The organism is Metabacillus idriensis (assembly GCF_009674765.1).
Taxonomy (GTDB): Bacteria; Bacillota; Bacilli; order Bacillales; family Bacillaceae; genus Bacillus_P; species Bacillus_P idriensis.
The window spans coordinates 178,938-196,614 of record NZ_WKKF01000001.1; the positions used below are offsets into that span (position 1 = coordinate 178,938).

20 protein-coding genes are annotated in these 17,677 nt (G+C 40.8%); 12 read left to right on the forward strand and 8 right to left on the reverse strand.

Annotation, left to right across the window (positions count from 1 at the left end):
- Nucleotides 1-55: 55 nt before the first annotated feature.
- Nucleotides 56-799 (reverse strand): STAS domain-containing protein, encoded by a 744-nt coding sequence (locus tag GJU41_RS00945; protein WP_070876138.1) that lies wholly within the window; start codon nt 797-799, stop codon nt 56-58.
- Nucleotides 792-1,451: a cobalamin B12-binding domain-containing protein gene (locus GJU41_RS00950; RefSeq protein WP_070876137.1), complete on the reverse strand. Its 660-nt coding sequence runs from the start codon at nt 1,449-1,451 to the stop codon at nt 792-794. The genes GJU41_RS00945 and GJU41_RS00950 overlap by 8 nt, the downstream gene beginning before the upstream one ends.
- Nucleotides 1,452-1,683: 232 nt before the next feature.
- On the opposite strand from GJU41_RS00950, the gene GJU41_RS00955 reads away from it, so the two are divergent.
- From GJU41_RS00955 to GJU41_RS00985, 8 genes are all read left to right on the forward strand, one after another.
- Nucleotides 1,684-3,153, forward strand: coding sequence for a potassium/proton antiporter (locus GJU41_RS00955; RefSeq protein WP_070876136.1), 1,470 nt, complete (start codon nt 1,684-1,686; stop codon nt 3,151-3,153).
- Between the two features lie 273 nt (nt 3,154-3,426).
- Nucleotides 3,427-3,561: a hypothetical protein gene (locus GJU41_RS25145; protein ID WP_263596906.1), complete on the forward strand. Its 135-nt coding sequence runs from the start codon at nt 3,427-3,429 to the stop codon at nt 3,559-3,561.
- A 17-nt stretch (nt 3,562-3,578) separates the two neighbouring features.
- The gene (locus tag GJU41_RS00960) at nt 3,579-3,764 is read left to right on the forward strand and encodes an HD-GYP domain-containing protein (protein ID WP_070876135.1); all 186 of its coding nucleotides are present in this window, start codon (nt 3,579-3,581) and stop codon (nt 3,762-3,764) included.
- A 71-nt stretch (nt 3,765-3,835) separates the two neighbouring features.
- Entirely contained in the window at nt 3,836-4,441 is a 606-nt protein-coding gene (locus GJU41_RS00965) for a DedA family protein (RefSeq protein WP_070876134.1), read from the forward strand.
- A gap of 14 nt (nt 4,442-4,455) precedes the next feature.
- Nucleotides 4,456-4,941 carry a hypothetical protein gene (locus tag GJU41_RS00970; RefSeq protein ID WP_224771344.1) on the forward strand — a complete coding sequence of 162 codons (486 nt, stop codon included), beginning with the start codon at nt 4,456-4,458 and terminating at the stop codon, nt 4,939-4,941.
- Between the two features lie 504 nt (nt 4,942-5,445).
- A complete protein-coding gene (locus GJU41_RS00975) occupies nt 5,446-6,012 on the forward strand; it encodes a copper resistance CopC family protein (protein ID WP_154317850.1) in 567 nt (188 codons plus the stop codon).
- 5 nt (nt 6,013-6,017) lie between these two features.
- Nucleotides 6,018-7,091, forward strand: a complete 1,074-nt coding sequence (locus GJU41_RS00980) for a copper resistance D family protein (RefSeq protein WP_070876132.1) — start codon at nt 6,018-6,020, stop codon at nt 7,089-7,091.
- A 61-nt stretch (nt 7,092-7,152) separates the two neighbouring features.
- Nucleotides 7,153-7,611 carry an OsmC family protein gene (locus GJU41_RS00985; RefSeq protein ID WP_070876131.1) on the forward strand — a complete coding sequence of 153 codons (459 nt, stop codon included), beginning with the start codon at nt 7,153-7,155 and terminating at the stop codon, nt 7,609-7,611.
- 78 nt (nt 7,612-7,689) lie between these two features.
- Here the strand turns inward: GJU41_RS00985 and GJU41_RS00990 are convergent, their stop codons facing one another.
- On the reverse strand, nt 7,690-8,259 hold the full coding sequence (locus GJU41_RS00990; RefSeq protein WP_070876130.1) for a thioredoxin family protein: 570 nt from the start codon (nt 8,257-8,259) through the stop codon (nt 7,690-7,692).
- Nucleotides 8,260-8,346: 87 nt separating this feature from the next.
- Nucleotides 8,347-8,493 (reverse strand): hypothetical protein, encoded by a 147-nt coding sequence (locus GJU41_RS00995; protein WP_154317851.1) that lies wholly within the window; start codon nt 8,491-8,493, stop codon nt 8,347-8,349.
- 170 nt (nt 8,494-8,663) lie between these two features.
- Between GJU41_RS00995 and GJU41_RS01000 the strand changes: the two genes are divergently transcribed.
- The 4 genes from GJU41_RS01000 to GJU41_RS24565 all read left to right on the forward strand — a co-directional run bounded on the left by GJU41_RS01000 (nt 8,664) and on the right by GJU41_RS24565 (nt 12,309).
- Nucleotides 8,664-9,752, forward strand: coding sequence for a mechanosensitive ion channel family protein (locus tag GJU41_RS01000; RefSeq protein WP_154317852.1), 1,089 nt, complete (start codon nt 8,664-8,666; stop codon nt 9,750-9,752).
- A 154-nt stretch (nt 9,753-9,906) separates the two neighbouring features.
- Entirely contained in the window at nt 9,907-10,710 is an 804-nt protein-coding gene (gene proC, locus GJU41_RS01005; protein ID WP_224771154.1) for a pyrroline-5-carboxylate reductase, read from the forward strand.
- 341 nt (nt 10,711-11,051) lie between these two features.
- Entirely contained in the window at nt 11,052-11,939 is an 888-nt protein-coding gene (locus GJU41_RS01010) for a YitT family protein (RefSeq protein WP_165970976.1), read from the forward strand.
- Between the two features lie 262 nt (nt 11,940-12,201).
- Nucleotides 12,202-12,309: a YhdX family protein gene (locus GJU41_RS24565; protein WP_165970975.1), complete on the forward strand. Its 108-nt coding sequence runs from the start codon at nt 12,202-12,204 to the stop codon at nt 12,307-12,309.
- Nucleotides 12,310-12,738: 429 nt separating this feature from the next.
- On the opposite strand, the gene GJU41_RS01015 is transcribed toward GJU41_RS24565, so the two are convergent.
- From GJU41_RS01015 to GJU41_RS01030, 4 genes are all read right to left on the reverse strand, one after another.
- Complete coding sequence (locus tag GJU41_RS01015) at nt 12,739-13,521, reverse strand: anti-sigma factor (protein ID WP_070876128.1); 783 nt, start codon at nt 13,519-13,521, stop codon at nt 12,739-12,741.
- Nucleotides 13,514-14,077, reverse strand: coding sequence for an RNA polymerase sigma factor (locus tag GJU41_RS01020; protein ID WP_070876127.1), 564 nt, complete (start codon nt 14,075-14,077; stop codon nt 13,514-13,516). The genes GJU41_RS01015 and GJU41_RS01020 overlap by 8 nt, the downstream gene beginning before the upstream one ends.
- Before the next feature lie 187 nt (nt 14,078-14,264).
- The gene (locus tag GJU41_RS01025; RefSeq protein ID WP_154317853.1) at nt 14,265-15,308 is read right to left on the reverse strand and encodes a ribonucleotide-diphosphate reductase subunit beta; all 1,044 of its coding nucleotides are present in this window, start codon (nt 15,306-15,308) and stop codon (nt 14,265-14,267) included.
- A 15-nt stretch (nt 15,309-15,323) separates the two neighbouring features.
- Nucleotides 15,324-17,600, reverse strand: coding sequence for a ribonucleoside-diphosphate reductase subunit alpha (locus GJU41_RS01030; RefSeq protein ID WP_154317854.1), 2,277 nt, complete (start codon nt 17,598-17,600; stop codon nt 15,324-15,326).
- Nucleotides 17,601-17,677 lie beyond the last annotated feature (77 nt).

Here is a 17,677-nt window from a genome sequence, read left to right on the forward strand (position 1 = left end):
GGATCTGGAAAGTCCTGTAAGGATTTTAGTCGAATTTGTGAAAAAGAAAAACCTATCATAAAAGATAGGTTTCAAGGGCAGTATTCAAATTCTGAACATAAGTGACATTTATGTTTGAATGAATTTTGTATACATCTTTTGCCTGTGCGGGCGTCAAACTTGCAAAAAATGCTGCTGCTCCCATTAGGCTGAATTCCTGAACGAGATTTGAAAGGTCCTGTATTCCAGCTTCAGTGATCTCGCCTACACCATGAAAATCAATAAAGATCTGTTCAGCTCCTGAATCCGCCAAAAGATTTAACAATCGGCTTGTATTTTTAAAAATCAGATCTTGTGTCAGCGGTCCGAACAGCGGAATGAGCACAGCTTTTTTGGTCAGCATGATAAACGGGCTGGATAGTTCAACGATTCTATTGTATGCCTCTTCGGCTTCTTCTTTTTTTGCTAGGAGCTGAAGATCTGTTTCTGCCAGTCTTCTGCGGTGAAGCTCTACTTGATGGACGAGAGCTTCCATGCGTGAGTTTTGCTCTGTTAACAGAAGATAAAGAAAATCATCATCCCTGCTGATGTTTACTTTAAATAAGGCGAGAGGAGAGCTGAATGTTTTTAGAACCAGCTCTGTCTCTTGTTTATCTGATTTCAGAACTTTTTCTGCTTTTGTTCTGCTGTCTTCGTCAATTAAGTCAATAAAGCTATCCGTTTCTTCGAACAATTTTAATGCTGCAAGAGATTGTTGCTCTATGCGGAAGCTGTGATTTAATTTGAAAAAAGGAAGAGGAAGCATTTTGCTGTCAAACATGGGAATTTTCCTTTTCTTCTGTATTACTGAGCCATTCATGGAGATCAGACAATGCATGAAATAGTCGCGTTTTATCAGAACAGTACTCAGCTTTATTTATAGTTGAGACAATCCGGCCTCCAACGATAACTACGGGAGAGTGTTCTATTTGTTCAAGCTCCTGAATGTAGTGATTCAGGCGGTTTGCGTGCTTTCGCAGGGAAAAAGAAAGGCCGATTACGTCCGGCTGCCAGTCAGCTGCTGTTATCAGGGCATATTCCAATGGGAGATTTGCTCCAAAAAGCTTTGTTTTATATCCGTATAGTTCAAACAAAATAGAAACCATCTTAAGACCAAGGTGATGAAGTTCATCCTCTATGCATAAAAACATGGCTTTCTTGTTGGATTCCGTTTGCTTCGGTTCTGTCAGAATGTGCTGCTGGTATCTGGAGAGGACAAAATCACAAGTTGTCGTCGCTAAGTGCTCATCGGCAACTGATATTTGATCCTCTTCCCAGAGTATCCCTATATGTGCCATAGCCGGTGTCAGCAGCTCTTGAAAGATTGTAATAGGTTCTGCACCATCTGCATGCCTTGCTTCAACCATCTGCCATGCCCGGTTTTGATTGCCATCTAAAAGCAATCGTGTAAAAGCTGCCGTGTCTTTTTCCATATAAGTCACCTCTGAATCTATTAGCTGAAGTATCATTATTTCATCACAATCATTTTAACATAAGTAGACCATTATATCGGAGGAAGAAACACCCATAGATTAAAATCGGAAAATCTTTTTCCCAAGGCCAATTTCTAGACGTTAGGCTGATTGTTGCGATAAAATAGACTTATTCCCCTATTAAATCTCTTCAAAACGTTTTACAAAAATCAAACTATGAGGTGATGCAGTATTGTCGTTTTCTGTTGATAATATCATTCTAATTTTAGCTGTTCTTCTTACAATCGGTGTTATGACCGCAAAGTTTTCCTCTCGACTTGGATTGCCTTCCCTGGTATTTTTTATCGTTGTCGGTATGGTGCTCAGTCATTATATTTATTTTGATAATGCCAAGCTTGCCCAGCTTTTTGGTATTATCGCCCTGATCATTATTATTTTTGATGGCGGATTACAAACAAAATGGGTGGATGTCAGAAAAATTCTTGTGCCATCATCCATGCTTGCTACAATCGGTGTTTTTATCACGACGATTATTATCGGCGTATTTGCAAAATTCATTCTCGATTTAACTTGGCTTGAGGGGTTATTATTTGGCGCGATCGTTGGGTCAACGGATGCTGCAGCGGTTTTTGCTGTTCTTGGCAACAAGAACATCAGAAAGAGATTGACGTCTACTCTGGAGGCTGAATCTGGTACGAATGATCCAATGGCCGTATTTCTGACAGTAACGATCATTCATCTGATTGGGCAGCCAGATACGAGTTTTATTGGCCTCATATTAAGGTTTTTCTGGGAAATGGGATTTGGCCTTGCAGCAGGATTGCTTTTCGGGAAACTTACGGTTTGGACCATTAACAAAATAAATTTAGACTCGTCCGGACTTTATCCAGTTTTATCGCTTGCCTTTGCCATTTTAACTTACAGTTTAACCACGTTCGCAAACGCAAGCGGACTACTTGCTGTTTATGTAATGGCTGTAATAGTCGGAAATTCAGATCTGACCTTCCGTCATTCCATCATCCGTTTTAATGAAGGTTTGGCGTGGATGATGCAGATATTAATGTTTATTTTGCTCGGCTTGCTAGTGTTTCCAAATCAGCTGTTGGATATCATTTGGGAAGGTTTGCTCCTGTCGGTTATTTTAATGATAGTGGCGCGTCCAATAGGGGTATTCATCAGTATGATTGTTTCTAAGTTTTCCATAAAAGAAAAGCTGTTTATTTCCTGGGCGGGACTAAGGGGAGCGGTTCCGATTGTTCTGGCTACTTATCCGATGCTTGCAGGGCTTGAAAACAGTCAGCTGATCTTTAACGTCGTTTTCTTCGTTGTTCTGACTTCGGCTCTGCTTCAAGGTGCGACGCTTACACCTCTTGCCAATAAGCTGAAGCTTTCAGAAAGCAAGAAAAATTCAGTGCCTCATACCCTTGAATTAATCTCAATCGGCAAAACCAATAATGAGATGATTGAGCTTGAGGTTGGAGAAGGCGCAAGTGTTTCAGGAAAAGAATTAAAGGACATTGAGCTGCCGAATGATGCTTTAATAACGGCTGTTATAAGAAATGAAAAGCTTCATACTCCAAGAGGGGATACCAACATCTTTTCAGGGGATACCTTATATATTCTTGTCTCAAAGAAAAACCGGGAAAAAATCAAGACTATATTTCAGGGTGAAAACGTAGAGAGCGCGAGTAACTTTGAATAAATAGATAGAGAAATGATGCAGGCTATGCTGCATCATTTTTTTTGTGAAAATGAACCCCAAAACGGACAAAGCGAAATCCAGGTACCCATACGAAACAAATTCCTGTGATCATCACTGGCGAAATTTGCATAATCATACTCCTGCAAAAATATTTATCATGCTTTTTTTACAAAATTCGATCTTTTTTACTACATATTGTCAGCCTTGATATATAATAGCAATGAAAAGTTAAAAAATTGTGATTAATCAGTAAAAATTCAGGATGTTCAGGATTTGAAAAAGCCAATCTTTTTTAAAGCATTAACCGATGTAGAACTGCTTTGGTTTATTACAGAACCGGCTTTTGATAATTTAAGCGATGAAATAAAGAAGTTTACTAGCATGGTACAGGTTATCCTTTTGGACTGAAATCAGAAGAAATCCTGTTGGAATCTAAAATCGTAACAGTAAGCGACACCTATGATGCGATGACGCAGGATCAGGTTTACCGCAATGCCCTTCGTGCAGATGAAGCTGTGAGTGAACTGAAAAAATGGAGCGGAATCCATTTTGATCAAGAGATCGTGAATACATTGATCTCCATCTTGCAGAAGGAAGGTAAAATTGATTGAGGCGTCTTTATACTCTAACTCTTATTATCTTAGTATAATAGAAGATAGATAAAGATGAAGGCAGTGAGATAATGGAGATTTCTGAGATTCTTATTTTTATAGAGGAGTATGGATATTTGGCTCTGTTTGTGATGCTGTCTGCCGGTACCTTTTTTATCCCGCTTCCTAACGAAGTGATTGTCATGATGGGCGGGTTTGCTTCTTCTCATGGGATTCTGCACCCTGTGCCTGCCTTTTTTTCCTCTTATTTAGGCATTATGACGGCACTAACCTTTTGGTTTTTTGTTGGAAAAAGTTTTGGGGAACTGGCTCTGTCTTTTTTAGTAAGAAGAGAAAGAGCAAAACGCCGATTTATTAAATTTCAGCAGTTATTTGCAAGACATGGCGATTATACACTTGGTATGACCTATTTTTTCCCGCTGCTGCGGCATCTTGGCCCAGTACTCGCCGGCATGAATAAATTAAAGTTTTGGAAATTCGCTCTGCTGGCATATGGATCAGCATTTTTATGGGCCATTCTCTTTTTTTGCCTGGGCAATAAATTCGGCTCTTCAATCGATGCAGTAAACGGGTATCTTACTAGATTTGGTCCGTTTTTTATTGGGATTGGATGTCTGCTTTTTCTATCAATTATCTTTATTAGGTATTATCGCCGGAAAAAAATGAGGTCACGTTAACAAGGGGGATTAAAGTGAATAGTGAAACAGCAGTTAAGGCGATGAACGATTTTCATAAAAAATGTGCGGTGTCTTTATTCAATGGAGTGTGGGACTTGATGGAAAAACAGGACCGCACACCAGCTGAAACAGATGCAATGATTCATATGGCACATGCATCACGATATCATTGGGAGCAGGTTGGCACAGCGGTTAATCTTTCGCGCGGAGAATGGCAAATAGCAAGGGTGTATGCGATTTCCGGCAGATCTGAGCCTGCCCTCTATCATGCAGCCCGCAATCTGGAAATCTGTCTATCCAATCAAATTGGTGATTTTGATTTAGCATATGCATATGAGGGGCTTGCAAGGGCCTATTTAATAGCAGAGCATCTGGAAAACTTCAATCTATACTTCGAAAAAGCACATCATGCAAGCAATCAAATAGAGAAAGATGCAGATAAGCAGCTATTGCTGGACGATATGAAACAATTGCAGATAGCGGCAGAAAAACTCGGGTGATAACATTCCCGGGTTTTTTGATATATGTTATGCGCTTCTTTGTCCAGCGCAAGCGCTCAGGCTCCTCGGCCAGAACGGATCCGAAAGTATTGGCAAAAAGCGCCTTCACTGGGGGTTCCTTATCTGTCGTGCCTGCGCTAAACGGGTGCTTGCGCTTTTCTTGTTGTTTAGGAAATTATAAATTGTAAAAGGTTGTGGATAAGTAAATAAAGTTATCTACGGCAAGCGGAAGCGCCTAGATCCTCGGTCAGAACGAAATCGCCAACAAAGGCGGGACCCGGACTTTTCTGTCGGATTCTTATCTGCCTGTCGGATCTGACCAAGGCGCTTGCGCTTTTGTACTTAGAAGTGAACATCCAAAAAGATGAGTATACCGTTAGCTTTTTAAACAAACCTTTAAGAAGAGGGACAGTGTTTAGAAAACTGTCGAATTTCGGCGAATGGGAAGCTGACACATCATGTTAGAATGAAAATTAGAATTTAACTCTAGAAAGGAAGATACATATGAAAAAAATACTTTCTCTATTTGGAATGCTCGTTCTGCTTATTTTACCGAATACAGCTTTTGCACATACTCATATGACCTCATCAAATCCTGAAGAAGGTTCGACTGTAACAGGACCGGTTAAAGAAATTGAGTTAACCTTTGATACACCGGTAGAGTCACTAAGTACGATGACCTTAACTAGAGACGGCGCTGCCGTTCCTCTGGAAGTGAAGGCTGAAGGAGAAACACTTAAAGGAATTTCGTCAAGTGAACTTGAAAATGGATCATACACGGCAGATTGGAAAATCATCGGTGAAGACGGCCATGAGATGGAAGGCACTCTTGCCTTTACCGTTCAGCGAGAGGTCAAGGAAGAAGAGCCTCAGCCATCAACTGAAGAAGAATCAGCAGTGGATGAGGATGATCAAAATGCGGAAAATGAAAAGACAGCACAAACAGATGAACAGGCTGAAAACGCGGAGTCAGAGCAGTCTGAGAACAGCCCGGTCATGACGATTATTCTTGTTGCAATTGGTGTTATTGCCGTGATTGGTATTGTTTTCTTAATGAAAAAGAAAGGCTGATCAGCATGGCTTATCTTATACCGATTGGAGAAGGGATCACGTATGTTCTCTTCTCTTTCTTAATTGGGCATGTTGCCCTGCAGTTTGTCAAAAAAGACAAGAAACCTGATATACGGCTTCCAAAAGTATTTTTGCTGTTATCGGTTTTGTTAATCGTTCTTTTTTCTTTTTTTCCTGTTTTAAACATTATCCTGAATTTCTATCAAATAGCAGGGCTCAGTCAAACGATACAATCGGTATTGGCTGATTTTAAGGCTGGCCAATCGTGGTTGATGACAGCAGCTGGCGCCGTCTGTTTATGGATTGTGATTTATTTGGATGGTCCAAAATATATTCAGGGGCTGTTGCTGCTCTTCATGATCATAGCTTTAGGATATGCAAGCCATGCTGCATCATTATCCTTCTGGCCCGGAATCGCCTCTCACAGCATTCATTTTCTTTCCGTCACACTGTGGACGGGTGTTTTGCTTCATGCAGCTTGGTTTTCAAAAAAAGCGGAGAATTGGCAGGCTTTCCTGAACTGGTTTACACCGTTTGCTCTCGTATGTATGACGGTGTTGACGGCAAGCGGGTTAATCGTTATGACATTTGTCGTTGATCTGAATGATTATGCTGCTGCCTGGAGTTTATCGTACGGGCAAGTGATTCTATTAAAACATATCAGTATAGTCCCTTTGCTTGTTTTTGCTTTTTTAAATGGCTTTGCAGGCAAAAGAGCCGGTCATTTTCAGGCTCTTGCCTGGGTAAGAGCTGAGAGTATTGTCGTCATGATTGTTTTTTTCTTAACAGGCGTACTTGGCACACAGGCTCCTCCTCATGATGTCAACACAACACTTCGTTCTGACGGGGCTTCGACTTTATTTGAATTTAGTAAAGGACTGAAAATTGAGGCGCCAATTGAGATCGGATTTGCTTTTACATGGAATGGAATTCTGCTCTTTGTTTTTGCAGCCCTTTTTATTGGCATGATGGTGATCAGCTTTATAAAAAAAAGAAATGCATATTTAGCATGTGCATTTGCGGTTTTATTCATAGTATCTGCTTATCTTGCTTTCATGGCGAATGTTGCTGTCAGCTAATCAGCAGGCTGATTAAAAGACATTGCACTAGCCTTATACTTAAATACAAGGAGGGATTCCCATGCCGGAACATTCTTTTCATTTAAAAGCACATTGGCCAGGCCTTAGAAACGACGTTGGGGAAATCGAAAGCGGGAATTTAAAAACACAGGTGTCGATTCCGCCGGAAATGGACGGTCCGGGTATCGGAACTAACCCTGACGAAATGCTCCTTGGCGCTGCAGCAACCTGCTATATCATCACACTTGCAGCAATGATGGAGCGCAGCCGATTAGAAAAAGAAGACCTTACCATGACATCAGAGGGAATCGTCGATGTTACAAATGGTGTCATTACCTATAAAAAAATCATTCATCGGCCTGTCATTGTGTTAAAAAGTACAGCATCTGCAAAAGATGAAGAGCTTGCAAGAAAGCTTGCTGAGCGGGCGGAGAGCTCCTGTATGATCAGCCGTGCGATTCAAGGGAACGTTGAAATGGGTCTTGAAGTGAATATATGTAAAAAAGAAGTCACCGGCTGAGGTGACTTCTTTTTCTGTAAAGAGCCAAAGCAAATTAGTTTGATAGGCTGTTCTAAAAGTAATTATTATCTTTGCTGATTAAACGTGCAATCTCTTCTTTTTGAGCGTGGTAATAATGCTATATGAAACTTCTTTCCAAAGTGATTCGTCTTCTTTATAGGATGCCGTTAATGTTTGAATCATTTCTGATTGCTTTGTTTTGAAATCCGGGTGCTCTTTATCCGGAAGCGGTTTTCTCATACGGTCAACGAGCTGCTGAATTTTAGGAGCGCGGGGTCCCCAGACGGCTTTTTCGTTTCCTTCTTGATCGATGAAAATGAAGATGGGAATCGCACGTGATGTACCATTGGTTAAATATTGATCCATGAGCTCCAAGTTCGAGTCACGCGGCAAAAAGCGGACATCCATTCCTGCTTCTTCAGCAATTTTTAATAGAATGGGGTTATTCAGCATCGCATCTCCGCACCAGTCCTCTGTGAGAACAATGACGCGAAGAGATTGATTGCGGATGCTCTCAAGAATAGATACGTCGTCTTCATCAAGTGTAAACTGCTGATAGATGGTGTTCATTTCTTCTTTATTGACATTCATTTTTTCGATGTATTCCTGTACAGTTAACCCTTTAGCAAACCATGTATTAAGTGACATATTTAAGACCTCTTCCAGGATTGATTTAATGATAACGGTATCAGAATCTCCTGTAAAAATCCAGAAAGTTGAACTGACAAACTGACTTTATATCTTATCTTCATAAAGGAGCTCAGATTCATGTACAAGAATAACCATCGAATAGCCCTTTGTTTTTAAAATTTCACAATATCCGCTTTTATATTTGTGAAAAAGAGTGTAGGCTTCATTACGGTAAATAACGTTGTGATGCATGTTTCTGCCGCCCTTCATTTTGTTATGTTACAAGAAAGACGCAGGAATAAACCTCAAAGTTACCAGTTTTTTAAAAATAATAGGGACCAAAAGACGATGAGGTTTTCGAAGAGTTTAGTATAATAGTATTTTGTGAATACATTAGGTATGCAGAGTAAGGAGAGAAGTTCATGATTGAAAAATATATGACAACGGAAAGTTTGATTCAAATTGCCGTAAGCATCGGGATTTTCGTGCTATTTATGGTCCTTCGCAAACTTTTCACGAAATACGTATTCAAAATGATATTGAAGTTCAGCAACAAAACGCCGACTGATATTTTCAGGAATGTTCTGGTTGCTTATGAAAAACCGCTGCGCATGTTTTTTATCCTGATCGGTCTATATTTGGCCGTTCTGTATTCGCCATTTTTTGAAAACCAAAGGGATGTGCTGAGTCAATTTTATCGATCTTCCATCGTGATGACGATAGCATGGGGGCTTTACAATCTGACGGCATCTTCATCGCTCTTATTTGACAAAGTGAATCAGCGTTTTGAACTTGAGATGGATGATATTCTTGGCCCCTTTTTATCAAAGGTTATGCGCTTTCTTATTCTTGCGCTGACATTCAGCATCATTGCGCAGGAATTCCATTATGATGTAAATGGTTTTGTGGCAGGGCTCGGACTTGGAGGTCTTGCATTTGCCCTTGCAGCGAAAGAAACAATCGGCAACTTTTTTGGCGGAATCATCATCATTACAGAAAAGCCGTTTACGCTCGGAGACTGGATTAAGACGCCGAGTGTAGAAGGGGTTGTAGAGGATATCTCTTTCAGAAGCACGAGAATCCGGACATTTGCTCAAGCACTTGTAACGGTTCCAAACTCAACACTTGCTAATGAGCCTATTACGAACTGGACGAAAATGGGAAAAAGACAGATTCAATTCACTATTGGAGTAACCTACAATACATCAGAATCTCAGCTGAAAACGTGTGTGAGAAGAATTGAACACATGCTGTCAGAGCACGATGGCATTCATGATGACACAATCAATGTGATCTTTAATGCTTTTGGCGACAGCAGCCTGAACATTTTCTTAAACTTCTTCACCAAAACAACAGCCTATGCTGATCATTTAAGTGTGAAGCAGGATATTAATTATAAGATCATGGGGATTCTTGAAGAAGAGGGTGTAGGTTTTGCATTCCCGAGCCGCACCATTTATGTGGAAGGCGCTAAGCAGGATGCATTAGAAAAAACAAAGCAGTACAGCTAGAATCCGGTGTTTTGACACCGGTTTTTTTTCGTTTAAGAAATTATAATTGGTAATAGGTTGTGGAGAATGAAACAGCAAAGTCAAAACCGGACTTTTCTGTCTGCTCTCAAGTTTGATAAAATAACGATAGTCGATAAAGAGAGGAAGTAGTTTTTTGAAAAAAAGCACGATTTTATTTATTGGAGCAGGGCGAATGGCAGAATCCATTTTATCCGGGCTTGTTCAATCTCCAAACGTAAAAGACATTTATGTATCCAATCATAAGAATAAAGAGAAACTGATTTACCTGCAGGAGAAATATCAAATCATCCCTTCTTTCAATTGGAAGGAAGATATTGGAAAATCGGATATGGTTGTTCTTGCAATGCCACCTGAAGTGCATTTGAATTTATTGCATGAAATGAAACCATTCATACATAATCATTTCGTTGTAACGATAGCTGCTGGAATCGGTCCTTCTTTCTTGGAAGAGCATCTGCCTGAGAATACCCCGGCTGCATGGGTGATGCCGAATACAGCATCGGAAATAGGCGAGTCGATGTCGCTTGTCGCATACGGGAAAGCTGTGCTTCAAAATCATAAAAGCATGCTGAAGCAAGTGCTTGATGCCATTGGCGAGGCTGAGGAGTGCACAGAAAATCAGGTTCATCAATTAACTGCAATCACAGGAAGCGCCCCGGCTTTTCTTTATGCATTTTCAGAGAGTTTAATCGATCAGGCGGAGTCCTACGGAGTCTCTCATGAAACAGCCGTCAGGCTTGTCTCGCAGATGCTTTCCGGCTCATCTTCCATGCTGAAGGAGAAGCTTGCTCCAAAAGAACTTCGAGAGCAAGTGACAACACCAGGTGGAGCTACTGCTGAGGGAATAAAAGTCCTTAAAGAAGGCGGATTTGACGACTTAATTAAACATGCAGTCATTGCTGCAAATAAAAAAGCCATGAGCAAAGGGCTGGAATAGAATAAAAAAGGAGGGAGGGGTCAAGCGCGTTTCGAATTTTTAATGGTTGTTTCGCGCTTTCCCGTCCCGTTGCATGCAGGACATGCTTTTTTGAAAAATGGAAGCTTTGATCGGACCTTTCCTTTTCCGCTGCATTTTACACAAATATTAATCATTTTCATTCGCATCACCGTCTGAATTTTCTTACTATTTATTTTATCACAGATTTTCCGCTTAAAGTTACTATTAAACACCCTGAACAGGGGTGTTTTTTTTTGAAATCAGTCATTTAAGCGGTCTTCTGCATCTATATTTTAATATATAACTGAAATGACAAAGAGTGACTAAAAGGAGGAGGATAAATGGAGCCCCATCAAATGTCCGTCATCAAACAGCATAAAAAGCTGCCAAAGGCTGAAATTGGCAAACGCATGGTGCTGATTTGTTTCGGTGCAGTCTTGATGGCAATAGGTCTGGAAATTTTCCTCGTTCCTAATCGTGTGATAGATGGGGGGATTGTGGGAATTTCCATTATCCTTTCTCATCTGACGAAAGTGAAGCTTGGTATATACTTGTTTTTTCTGAATGTGCCTTTTTTCTTTATTGGCTACAACCAGATTGGAAAGACGTTTGCGCTTTCCACCTTGTTCGGTGTTGGAATTATGTCGGCTGCGACGGTTTTGCTGCACCCTGTTCCTGTACTGACGGAGGATCTCTTGCTCGCATCTGTATTTGGCGGAATTATCCTCGGCATTGGAGTCGGCCTGGTTATCAGGTATGGCGGGTCGCTTGACGGGACAGAAGTTCTGGCGATTCTATTTAATAAGCAATCTCCTTTTTCAGTCGGGGAGATTATCATGTTTTTTAACCTGTTTATTTTAGGGAGTGCCGGTTTTGTATTCGGCTGGGACCGGGCGATGTATTCCCTGATCGCTTATTTCATCGCTTATAAAACGATTGACGTGGTCGTTCAGGGTCTTGATGAGTCAAAATCAGCGTGGATCATAAGTGAGAACCCGGATGAGGTTGGTCAGGCAATTCTGGATCGCCTTGGCCGCGGAGTAACATACTTGAACGGTGAAGGAGCATATACGGGCGATAATAAGAAGGTTATATTTTGTGTAATTACAAGACTTGAAGAAGCAAAGTTAAAATCAATCGTAGAGGAATTGGATCCTTCTGCTTTTTTAGCCGTAGCGAATATAACGGAAGTAAGAGGAGGCCGCTTTAAAAAGAAGAGCATCCATTAAATGACATATTCTTTAAAAATACAGCAGGATAACAAAAAAATTTACAAGGTCAGCTAAGTAAAAAGACCCTTATTTTCGGATGATTGTTAAATCGTGTCACGCTTGGCTTTTTCAAATGTGGGAGTCGAAAATCTCCCTTAAAAGAACGATGAATTTTGTCATTACCTTTGACTCTATTCAAAAAAAAGTCAAATAAATAGGGATATATCATTATTTACTAAATTTTCAGTTTAATTATGATATCAATAAAGGAGGAGATAAAATGGGTAAAGGAAGAATTCGTGTGGAAGAAAGCATTAAAGTGCAGACGGACGAAGAAATGTACGAAGCGACTTTAATTGAAAAGACGGAAGAAGAAGAGGTAAAGTAACAATCAGCCGTTTAAAGACACCGTGTGAATCCTTGATAATTTTGTCTCTGGTGAAAAAAGGCATGACTGCAGATTAACCAGTATACAGGTATAGACAGCGTAGCGATTCTTATGAATCGAGGTACGTGATATGCCAGACTTGGCTGCTAGTTGGTTTTCTTGTTTTAGTCCTGCTTGGCTGGATCAGCGATTTAAGGACAAAACGAAGAAGAGAGTTAAATGTTTAACACTCAGATCCTAAAGCTGAAGCAATGAGAGCAGAACAGCAAATTCATAATGACAATCGGGATATGAACAACTTTCATGGACAATAAATAGGGAGACTATCCAAGCGGGTAGTCTCTTCCTGAGCTTAAAGAAAGAAAATTCAGATAAAGAGTTTGATCAAATAAAAAAGAGGGTACGGTTTACCGTACCTTCTTGAGTTGACTATAGCTGTGAAGCAAGAACCACAGCACCTTCAGGAGCTTTGTTTCCTGCTTTTGGTTCAATCGTTATGGCTATCGTATCCCAATTCAGCTCGCCTTCCAGGTTCATTTCGTACATGACGGCACCATGTCCGGATGAATCTGGAACGAATGAACCTGCTGCGACTGGCTTTTCATTCTCAATCAGCCAGATTTGATACACTTCGCCGTCTTTCAGCTGCTTCAGCTGTTCAGCCTGAAGGACAACCATTTCTTTAGAATCGTTTTTCATCAGTGAAGCCATCGCCGTTACATTATTCATTTGCTCATCAACGGGGGCAAGCGCAACTTGTTTTTTCAAATCTTCATTGCTGAATGCTGCATCTTTAGGAGGCTCATCAGCCATTTGTGTTAAGAAATAGCCATTTCCGAGAAGTGATGCAAAAAGCAAGGCAGCTACGGAAGGAAGAAGAAACCTATTGGGCCTTTTTTCTGCTTTGATTGGAACAATTTTGTCTTTATTTTCTGCAGAGTGAACTTCTTTTTCTTTGACATAAACAGGCTCAGGCGAGTGATTTGCAGAATCCCCATTCAGGATGCTTCCTAAAATACGCTGCTTCATTTCTTTAGGAGGCTCTACAGGCTCAGAAAGATAAGGAAGGTCTTCTGTTAAAGCAGTCAATTCTTGAAGTTCTGCCGAACAGTCAGAACAAGACTCCAAATGAGCTTCAAATTCTCTTTTCTCTTCAGCTGTCATCGTCTCATTAAAATAATCGAATAGTTTATCGCACATTTGGCTATTCATCTATGACCCTCCCTTCCTTGCCCAGCGTGCTCCTTAAATGCTTCAGTGCGAGCCGTATTCTTCCTTTGACGGTGCCGAGCGGAATTTGATATTCATCTGAAATTTTCTGCTGAGTAAAGCCTTTAAAATAAAAGAGCTCAATCATTTGCTGCTGTTCCGTTTTCAGCTTGGAAACAGCCTCTCTCAATATTTCACCCTGCTCAAGCCACTCTACTTCATTCTCGACAGACTGTTCGGAACTTGATACAGAGTCTTTTTCCATGATTTCAACGGTATCGATTTTTTTATGTTTGCGAATCAGATCGATTGCCTGATTTCTTGTGATGGTTAAAAGCCAGGAAGTAAACTTTCCTTTGCTGCTGTCATACACACGGTTCCCATGCCATAGCTTCATAAATACGTCCTGCAGAACTTCTTCAGCAAGAGATTGATCATGAGTGATGCGGCAGGCAAATGAAAAAAGCAGTTTTTCATAACGATCGTACATGATTTCAAGGGCATCTTTATCTTTATTGCGGATTCTTTCGTACAATAAAGCGTCGTCGTTTACTGTCATCTCCCAATCTCCTCTAATTTGATCAGACTTTCATAAATTAAAGGATATCATTAATTGTCGCTATTTGAAACTTTGAAGGATAATCTTTCTTTGTATATAGAATAACGAAATAAAGATGTTTTTGTATCACTTTTTATAGAAAAAATGTTAAAAAATAACCGTCTAATAATAGACGGTCCATTTCATTTTATAGGTCATCAAATCCGTTATCAATGGAGTTGACTTTCGTATACTGGCGCGATTTTTGTTCAAAGAAATCAGACTTTCCAAGATCGACCTCTTCATAGGCTTTGATCCACTTCAGAGGATTCGTCCGGTTTTCTTCAAAGGGGCGGTCAAATCCAAGCTGATTGCATCTGACATTTGCATAAAATTTAATATAATCCTCAACGTCTTTCATATGAATGCCGTCGATTTTATTGCCAATGATAAAGCGGCCCCACTCAATTTCAAGAGCTGCAGCTTCCATAAAGGTTTCTTTTACAAAAGCTGCGAGTTCCTCTGTCTGATATTCCGGATACTCGCGCAGCACTTCTTTAAAGATTTTCACAAACAAATCTACATGTATTTGTTCGTCCCGGTTAATGTAATTAATCATCGTGCTTGTAGCGACCATTTTTTGATTACGGGCAAGATTGTAGAAATAAGCAAATCCCGAGTAAAAAAACAGACCTTCAAGAATGACATCATACACAATGGATTTGAGCAGATTGCTGACATTCGGTTCCTCTGCAAAGGCCTGATAGCCGTTCGTGACAAACTCGTTCCGTTTTCTTAAAATAGGCTCGCTTCTCCAATATTCAAATACTTCATCCTGAACGTGCTTTGGAACAATGCTTGAGAGAACATACGAGTATGAATGGTTATGGATCACTTCCTGCTGGGCGAGCATAATCATCAGTGCGTTAACGCTTGAATCTGTTATATAGTCTGCAACTTTTCCCGCATAGTCTGTCTGAATGCTGTCAAGCAGGGCAAGAAGCCCGATGATTTTCAGAAAAGCATCCTGCTCATCTTTTGATAATTGCGGGAACTGCTTAATATCTCCGGACATATTAATTTCAAACGGTGTCCAGAAGTTAGCCAGCATTTTTTTGTATTTTGCATAGGCCCAGGGGTACGTTACATCGTCCCAGTTCAATACATTAGAGCTGCTGCCGTTAATAATGGCCGTGGACCGGTTCGGTGCTCCCGAATCCATAATGGACCTTGTTTTTAATGAATGTGTCATGATTTGTCTCTCCTTTTAGCTCGCGCAAGATTCACAATCTTCTATGGCACTTGAAGTAGACCTCACATAATAAGTGGTCTTTAAGCCGGCTTTCCAGGCTGACAGGTGCAGGTTCAGCAATTCTTTCGCTTTTATTGTGTTATGCACATAAAAGTTAAACGAAATGGATTGATCAATGTGCTTTTGTCTTGCGGCATTTTGCCTGATGCTCCACATCTGATCAATGAAATAAGCCGACTTATAATACCATGTGGTTTCCGGATTTAAATCAGGAGCAGTAACAGGTATTTTATAATCCTTTTTCTCTTCAGAGTACATTTTTTGGAAAATCGGATCGATGCTTGCTGTACTGCCTGCCAGAATGGAGGTGGAAGCATTAGGCGCCACCGCCATTAAGTAGCCGTTGCGAAGCCCCTTTTCCATGACTTGCTGTTTTAATTCATCCCATGGTAAATGTCCTGATGTGTAATTTCTGCTTTCGAAATACTCTCCGGTATGCCATTTTGATCCTTCAAACACTGGGTAGGCTCCTTTTTCAGCAGCAAGCTTCATGCTTGCCTGGATCGTGTAAAAGGCAATCTCTTCATATAATTTGTCAGCATACTGTACAGCTTCTTCGTCTTCCCATTTCAGGCGTTTTAAAGCAAGCAGGTGATGCCAGCCGAATGTTCCAAGACCGACTGCACGGTATTTCTGATTGGTGAGTTTAGCCTGCACCACAGGTATGTCATTCAAATCGATCACGTTATCCAGCATTCTGACCTGAATGGCAATAAGGCGCTCAAGCACTTCATCACCGGCAGCTCTTGCCAGATTAATAGATGACAGATTGCAGACAACAAAGTCCCCCGGAGTTTTAACGGTGATGATTTTGCCGTCTTCTGTATATTGTTCATCCATCGTCGTAGCGCTCTGGTTTTGAGTGATCTCTGTACATAAATTGCTGCAATAGACCATGCCTTTATGAGAATTCGGATTGCTGCGGTTCACTTCATCACGATAGAACATGAAGGGGGTGCCTGATTCCAGCTGGCCTTTCATGATGCCTTTCATAATTTCAATCGCAGGTACGGTTTGTCTAGTCAGATCCGGATGATTGACGCACTCCCAATATTTATCGCGGAATGAGCCGAAGCCCTTTCCTTCGTCGTAAAAATCCTCTAAGGAGTACCCCATCATTTTACGGACTTCATGCGGATCAAATAAATGCCAGTCACCGCGGTTTTCCGCCTGTTCCATAAATAGATCAGGCAAGCAGACGCCTGTAAATAGATCATGAGTTCTTAAGCGCTCATCGCCATTATTCAGTTTAGAATCCAGGAATGAAAAGATATCCTTATGCCACACATCCAGATAGACGGCGATGGCTCCTTTTCTTTGGCCAAGCTGATCTACACTCACTGCTGTATTGTTCAGCTGCTTCATCCACGGGATCACACCGGATGAGACTCCTTTAAAGCCTTTAATGTCACTGCCGCGGCTGCGGATTTTGCCTAAATAAACCCCGATGCCTCCGCCAGATTTTGAAAGATTTGCAATATCTGTATTGCTGTCAAAGATGCCTTGCAGACTATCATCAACAGTATCTATAAAACAGCTCGACAGCTGGCCCACAGGCTTCCCTGCATTTGATAATGTCGGAGTAGCAACGGTCATATAAAGATTGCTGAGTGCCCAGTAAGCTTCTTTTACAAGCTGAAGGCGATGCTCTGTTTTTTCATTGGCCATAAGCGTCATGGCAATGACAAGATAACGTTCCTGCGGCAGTTCAAATGTTTTTTTATCAAAATCTCTTGCTAAATAGCGGTCCGACAAGGTGCGGAGTCCAATGTATGTAAACAGCTTGTCTTTTTCCGGCTGAATGATTGATGAAAGGCTTTCTATTTCTTCTTCTGAATATGCGTTCAGCAAATGCGGACTGTATATGCCCTTATCAGTCAGTGTTTTAAGTAAGTTCAGAAACGAATCATATCCATTTGGCTGATTGCGGTTGAACGCAGCTTCCTTATATAGCTTTCTTAGATAAATGCGTGCACAAAAGTAAGTCCATTGAGGTTCAAGCTCACTAATATTGGAGAGGCCTTCGAGAATAAGGAGATTGGAGATTTGGGATGTTGTATATTCACTGCGGCCTTCAATGCTTTGTACGATTCTTGTGCTGTAAGCATCCATGTCAAGCTCTTTGAAGCCGTGTCCGATTTCATCTATGAAGTCTCTTATCCGTTTTTCTGAAAATGGGGCTTTTTCAAGTGTCAGTTCATTAAAAATAATTGTTGCCATTTTGGTTGCCATTTGACATCCTCCTAAAAAATAATAAAGCGCAAAGACTTTAGTCAGCTCTTGGTAGTGATCGGGGAGCTGAATGTTTA